Source organism: Klebsiella sp. JN_Kp126, from assembly GCF_033843325.1.
Classification (GTDB): Bacteria; Pseudomonadota; Gammaproteobacteria; order Enterobacterales; family Enterobacteriaceae; genus Klebsiella; species Klebsiella michiganensis.
The window spans coordinates 44820-51782 of record NZ_JAWXQV010000098.1; the positions used below are offsets into that span (position 1 = coordinate 44820).

The following is a 6963-nucleotide window of genomic DNA, read 5'->3' on the forward strand; positions in this document are numbered from 1 at the left end:
TTAAGAGATATTGTAATTTATTATTTTAGGGAAAATGGCTTATGACGCGTCCGAAGCCGGCGCCGCTTCAATTCTTTTTTCTTCTGCCGTTAATCCCTTCACGTATTTGCTGTATTTCCACCATGCAAATCCGAGGAAGATAACAATGCCGCCGACGTTATAGAAAATAATGGTCAGAATATTGCCGCCGGTGGGAAAGGTTGAGGCGACGAAGCCGATAGCGAAAATAACAATCAGCATCGAGACCACCGTAATACCGGTGGTGCGTGAGCCCATTTTAAAATCGCGCGGCAGATGATCGAGCCTGCGGCGCAGGTTGAGATACGCCAGCATGATAAACAGCGGCGGCAGCATCGAGGCGGCGGCGGTCATGTTGATGATGGTGTTCATTAAATCCTGCACGGTACTGGAGCCCATCATCGGGATAATCATCAGCGGAATCACAATCAGGAACTGGATCCACGCCGCGCGCGCCGGTACGCCGTTTTGATTGAGCTCGACGGTTTTTTTACCAAATATGCCGGCCGGGATTTCGGAGAAAAAGATTTTGACCGGCGTCGCGGTCCACATTAATAACGAACCAAACATGGCGGTAAAGGAGACCAGGCCGACAAAACGGTTGACCACGATTTCCGGCAGGCCAAACCAGACCGCCATGCCGTGGAAGACCTGTACCGATCCGCCGGTATATTTCAGCTCTTTACTGCTGATAAACACGTTAATCAGCACCGAGGAAATGGAGTACAGCACGCCAATCACGATCCCGGCGAGGATAATGACCTTAACAAATGATTTCGAGCCGCCTTTCACGTCATTGACGTACACCGCGACGGACTCCGCCCCGCCGGCCGCCATAAAGATCCATGTGGTGATGCCGAGGAACGCCCAGTTAAAGTTCGGGATCATTGCATCCACGGTAATCGGATCCGCTGGCTGAATACCGCCCACCAGCGCGCTGCCGGAAAGCAGAATGTAGGAGAGCGTCAGCAGCAGCATTAACGACGAGGTCACCGAGGTAATAGGACCCAGCATTTTTGCGCCGTTGGTGGACACCCAGGTCGACAGGGCGAACAGTGCCATGCTCAACATCGTGGTGGCCACGGGCGTCAGAATGTACTCGTAGCCGAGGAAGGCGTAGGAGGCATACGCGATGACCCTCGGCAGCAGCGAGGTGAAAAAGAAAAGATTCACGAACCAGTAGGTGTAGGCGGTAATAAAGGCCCAGCGCCCGCCGAGGGAGCTTTTTACCCACGCATAAACCCCCGCTTCGGAGTTTTTATTCAGCGAAACGAATTCCGCGATGATCAGGCAGAAAGGAACGAAGTAGAGCAGGGTCGCGAGGAAGAACATCGGTGCCGACGCCAGCCCCAGCTCAATATTGTTATTGATCACGTTGTTAAAACTGAAGACGGCGGCGAAGGTCAGCGACAGCAGGCCGAACTTGCCGATGGTATTACGTTTGATATCAGACATAACACATCTCCACACATTGTCCTTCAGAGAATGGCCGAAGGGAATTGTGTTGTTTGTAGGGTAGAGGTAGTTAAGTATTGCGGTTAATTTTAGTAAAAATTTTAGTAAATAAAAGCGGTAAAAATGAATTGCTTTAACTCGATCACGAAAATGGTTGAGCGCGAGATCCCGGCTGGCGGGTAAAAAAAACCGCCAGACGATTTAACGCTGGCGGGAGGAACGGTCGCTTATTTCACCGGATTTACCGCTGATTTCAGCACCGATGGTTGGCTCTTGCGCTGTTTTTTCTCAAAGCGGGTTATCCACCACCACGCGAGTCCGGAGAAGACTGCGGTCATAAAGACGTTAATGAAGAAGGCATTCACCAGATCGACCCCCGGCGGGAAAGCCGAGGCGGTCATGCTGACCAGGAAAATCACCATCAGCATCGACACCACGGCCATCCCAACCTTTCGTGACCCCATGCGGAAGTCGCGCGGCGTGTCGTCGTGTTTCCAGCGGAAAACAAAGTAGGCGGCCATGATAAACAGCGGCGGTAGCATCGCGGTACCCGCGGTCAGGTTGATAGCGGTGTTCATCATTTGCTGAACGCTGGCGGAGCCGAAACCGTTCACGATGAGCATCAGAAAGACGAAGACAAATTGCCACCAGGCGGCGCGCACCGGCACGCCGTGGACGTTCAGCTCGGTGGTTTTTTTGCCATAGATGCCGGCAGGAATTTCAGAGAAGTGAATTTTTACCGGTGCGGCGGTCCACATCATCATGCTGCCGAAAATGGCGATAAACAGAATGATGCCGACGAAGCGGCCCATCAGCGCTTCTGAAATATGGAAATAGGCGCCGAGGCCGGTGAAGATTTCCACCATGCCGGCCGCATAGGTCAGATCTTCACGTGCCACAAAGACGTTGACCAGCAAAGAGCCCAGCGCGTACATGCCGCCAATCAGGATCCCGGCGGTGATGATGACTTTAATAAACGATTTCTGCCCACCTTTGGTGTCGTTCAGGTACGCGGCGACGGTTTCAGCCCCGCCTGCCGCCTGGAAAATCCAGCACATGATCCCCAGCGTCGCCCAGTTGATGGTAGGCGCCATGGCGTGCAGCGTAATCGGCTGCGCGGGGACATGGCCCGCGCCCAGCGCGGTAAAAGCGCCGACCACGTAAATCGCAAAGAGCGCGAAGACGCCATACGCCACGCATTCGGAGATTTTCCCCAGCCAGGTCGCGCCTTTAGTGGAAATGTGGGTGGCCATGGCGAACAGGACGATAGAGATCAGCGATGTGACCATCGGCGAGAAAGGAATGGCGTAACCCATAATGGCGTACGAGGCGTAGGCCACCACGTTCGGCAGCAGCGACAGGAAAAAGAACAGGTTCACAAACCAGTACAGGAACGAGCCGAGATAGGCCGCGCGGGTACCTAAAGGCTGCTTCAGCCAGGCGTACATACCTGATTCGGAATTCTTATTCGCTGACACGAATTCGGCGATGATAAACACAAACGGAATAAAATAGACCACCGTCGCAAACAGAAAGATAGGGGCGGAGCTGAGCCCTAACTCGATGTTGTTATTAACAATATTTCGTACGTTAAATACGGCGGCAAACGCCATCGACAGCAGGGCGAATTTACCTATTTTGGCACGAACTGATTCGGACATAAGTCCTCCGAAAAATTATCTGGCCCGCATTGAGGGTTAGGGCCGGGAAGGCCAGCGAGTCGATCCGCTGGCCTCATCTTGCTTCACGCGGGCTTACTTATTCAGGAAGTAGCCGTCTTCGATAGTTACTCTGAGCACCACCTTTTTGACCGGCGAGTCGCAGATAAAGCGATAGGCTTCATGGGTGTCGCAAATCACCATTTGTCCTTCGTGAACCTGCACGGTTTCACCAATGCCTTTCAAATATTCACGGTCGGTTTCATCGCGATAGCAGGCCACGGTCTGCAGCTGCTCTTTGGCGGCAAACTCAATTTTTTGCTGACCCTGAAGGTAGTAATGCACCTCGAAATAGCGGCGGTTGCCAACGAACAGCGCATCCGTGGTGCTGTCGCTTGCCACGCGATAGGAGAGCGAATCGCCGATAGAGTGGGCCACCCCGGGCCGAATATTGTCGATGTTATTAATCGCTTCTACGCAGCGCTGCCATTTACGCCCACTGTGATAAATTTGCTTAAACTGTTCTAAGTTATCGAGAATTCTCATTTTTCAGCCTCGCTGTGTGAATCGGAGGAAAAGAAACCGGCGCCAAAGCTATGATTCGCCAGCGTCTGCGAGGAAGCGCTCCCGCCTTCCAGCGGCAGCAGCGTAAAGCCATAGTTGAACGGTTTGAGCCACACCCGCCAGCTATCCAGCACCTCGCTCCCCCAGGAGTTAGAGCCCAGGCCGAGCAGTTGGGCGTCGATATTCAGGGTGATGTCATCGCTGCGACGCAGTTCGTTACAGTGCTGCGCGGCGTGCAGATTCTCCGCCGTATAGTGCCAGGCGCTGATGTTGAGCGGATCGCGCGGCACCACCATCAGACCGCTGCCGTGACGGTCGGTAAACGCGGCCCAGCGGACGTGCTGGCGGTTGCCGTTGTTCTGCGGGAACGGATAGTTCACGAACATGTCGTCCACGGTGGTTCGCCAAAGGTCAATGATGTTGCTCTGCTGGCTGTCGGCGTAGTTTTCGCCGGGACCGCGACCGTAGTAATTCACCTGTTCAAACTGGCCGTTAATGCCCAGCATAAAACCGATGCACGGCACGATGTGCGGATAGTCGCCGTAACGTTCGCCCGCAAGCTCAACGTTAATATGCCCCTGCGGGGTAATCTGCCAGCGATAGGTGCAGCGCATGCCGAAATCGAAAACCGGCGGGGCGATGATGCTGCGGGCGGTGATAATCACCGTATCGTCGCGCTGCTCGGCGCTGAATTCGCGCAGATGCTCCTGCATGATTTGCAGATGATTGGGCTGCCACAGCCCTTCGTATTCCTGCTTGTGGTTATCAATCATTGGCTTGAAGAAGTTAATCTTCGGCTCACGGGTCACCTGGTCTACGCCGTTCACCTGCCATTCGCTCAGTTTGCCGCTGACTTTAGAGAAGACCACGCGGAAGTTATGCCCGGTGATGCTGTAGCTCAGTCGTTCATCAACTATCCGTAGCGGGGTTGCGCTGGCATTTATCAGCGGCGCTTTCGCTGTGGTCTGCTCCTTAAGCCGAAACTGGTAAACGGCGATCGGATGGTTGGCCTCGCTGTACGGCGTACGGGAATCTTTGGTTACCATGATGTTGACGAAGGTTTCGCGACCGTCCAGCTCCGGCAGGTCGATAGTGATATCGCGGCCGCTGTTTGGCGCAAGATCGCGCACCTTAAGCTGCTGGCTGGCAAGCGTAGCCCCCTCGGCGCGCACTTCCACGCGCAGGGTGTAGTCATCGAGGGTCGAGAACCAGAGCTTATTATCGATGCGCAGCTCGCCGCGGGCGATGTCGGTCGCCTGAACTTTTACCGGGGCGATAACCTGCTTGTACTCTCTGAGCCCGGGTCCAGGCGTCTGGTCGGAGAAAATCAGCCCGTCGAGGCAGAAGTTGTAGTTATTGGGATAGTCGCCGTAGTCGCCGCCGAATTTGTACCATACCGCGCCGCTGTCGTCGGTGGCCTGGATTCCGTGATCGCACCACTCCCATACGTAGTGACCCTGAATACTGTCATGTTGATAGAACACGTTCTGGTATTCGCTCAGCCCGCCGGGACCGTTGCCCATCGCATGGGCGTATTCGCAGATAATCCGCGGCTTGGCATGCGGATATTCCCCAAATTCGTTCATCAGCGGTACGCGGGTATACATGGTGGAGATGATATCCACCACCTCCGCGTCGCGATCCTCTTCGTAATGCACCAGCCGGGTATCATCGATCGCCTTAGCGGCGTGATACATCGCGCGAATGTTGCAGCCGTAGCCGGACTCGTTGCCCAGCGACCAGATGACGATCGACGGATGGTTTTTCTGCGCGTGGACGTGGCGCACGATCCGCTCAACGTAAATATGCTCCCATGCCGGGTCATCGGTGATGGCGCTCAGGTTGCCGACGTTGGCGAAGCCGTGGGATTCGACATCGGTTTCCGCCATCACGAACAGGCCGTAAATGTCGCACATCTCATAGAAACGCGGGTCGTTGGGGTAGTGGGCGGTACGTACCGAGTTGATATTGTGCTGCTTCATCAGCAGCAGATCTTTCTCAACGCGATCCATCCCTACGGCGCGGCCCTTCAGATGGTCGTTGTCGTGACGGTTAACGCCGTGGAGCATCACGTAGCGGTTATTGATATAGAACAGGCCGTTGCGCACTTTGATATCGCGAAAACCGACGCGCTGCGGGATAACTTCGATAATCTCCCCGGCGGCGTTTTTCAGCGTCATCACCAGGTGATAGAGCCAGGGATTTTCTGCCGACCACTGCTGCGGCGCCTTCACGTCGATCGCAAAGTCGACGTTCAGCAGCTGGCTGACGCTCAGGCGCGGCGTTGCACCTTCATACAGTACCTTTTCGCCGTCGAACAGCGCGTATTCCAGCGTCGCTGCGTCCGGCTGCGCGGCGAGATTTTCCAGCACCAGCTGGCAGGAGAGCGTGGCGTCGACGTAGTCATCGTTAAAATCGGTGCGCAGAGTGAAGTCCTGGACGTGAAGCGGGTTTTTGCCCATCAGATACACGTCGCGGAAGATACCCGCCGACCACCACATATCCTGATCTTCTATATAGGTGGAGTCCGCCCACTGCATGACGCGCACGCAAAGCAGGTTGTCGCCGATTTTTACCGCGTGACTAATATCAAACTCCGCCGTCAGGCGGCTGCCTTTGCTGAAACCGATGTACTGACCGTTAACGTACACTTCAAAATAGGTTTCGACGCCATCAAATTTAATCAGGGTCTGCTGGCCCTGCCAGCCCTCGCTGAGGGTAAAGATGCGCTGATAGGCGCCGGTAGGGTTGTCGGTCGGCACGTAGGGAACGTCAATCGGGAAAGGAAAGCCTTCGTCGGTGTACTGTAGCTGGCCGTGGCCTTCCATCTGCCACATTCCCGGTACGGTAATCGGCCCCCAGTCGCTCATGTATTGCGAGGTGAACGCTTCCGGCACCCGCAGCGGGTTGTTAAAGAAGCAGAAGTTCCACTGTCCGCTAAGGGACAAAAAGCGGCTGCTGGTTTCACGGGCGAAGGTTCGCGCCTGGGCCTGCGAATCGTAAGAGAAGAAATAGGCGCGCGGAGGCAGCCGGTTTTCATGAGTGAGTTGAAGATTTTCCCAGCGATTCATATCGCCTCCCTGAACGGACTAAACGGATAGAGGTTATTTTAGTAAAATTTTTACTAAATAAAATCACCGGGAGCAATTTACTTTAACTCGATCACAAAATGAGCGTTACCGGGCGCCTGCGGTTGGCGTCGGGAAGGGGACATTCCCGGAGGCGATGCTGGCGCATCTGTCCGGGCTACCGTTTGGCAGACGGCGGT

General features: G+C 54.9%; 4 protein-coding genes. All 4 read right to left on the bottom strand.

Going from position 1 to position 6963, the window contains the following annotated elements:
• Positions 1-39: 39 nt before the first annotated feature.
• Complete coding sequence (locus SIK97_RS27980) at positions 40-1473, bottom strand: amino acid permease (protein WP_057173293.1); 1434 nt, start codon at positions 1471-1473, stop codon at positions 40-42.
• Positions 1474-1700: 227 nt separating this feature from the next.
• On the bottom strand, positions 1701-3134 hold the full coding sequence (locus tag SIK97_RS27985) for an amino acid permease (RefSeq protein WP_014226913.1): 1434 nt from the start codon (positions 3132-3134) through the stop codon (positions 1701-1703).
• 93 nt (positions 3135-3227) lie between these two features.
• On the bottom strand, positions 3228-3677 hold the full coding sequence (locus SIK97_RS27990; protein ID WP_014226912.1) for a beta-galactosidase subunit beta: 450 nt from the start codon (positions 3675-3677) through the stop codon (positions 3228-3230).
• On the bottom strand, positions 3674-6766 hold the full coding sequence (gene ebgA, locus SIK97_RS27995; RefSeq protein ID WP_057173292.1) for a beta-galactosidase subunit alpha: 3093 nt from the start codon (positions 6764-6766) through the stop codon (positions 3674-3676). Before ebgA ends, SIK97_RS27990 begins: the two co-directional genes overlap by 4 nt.
• Positions 6767-6963: the final 197 nt, after the last annotated feature.

Bases quoted from the DNA above. Each gene is read 5' to 3' on its own strand.
- SIK97_RS27980 (WP_057173293.1), bottom strand. From the start codon at position 1,473: ATGTCTGATATCAAACGTAATACCATCGGCAAGTTCGGCCTGCTGTCG.
- SIK97_RS27985 (WP_014226913.1), bottom strand. From the start codon at position 3,134: ATGTCCGAATCAGTTCGTGCCAAAATAGGTAAATTCGCCCTGCTGTCG.
- SIK97_RS27990 (WP_014226912.1), bottom strand. From the start codon at position 3,677: ATGAGAATTCTCGATAACTTAGAACAGTTTAAGCAAATTTATCACAGT.
- ebgA (WP_057173292.1), bottom strand. From the start codon at position 6,766: ATGAATCGCTGGGAAAATCTTCAACTCACTCATGAAAACCGGCTGCCT.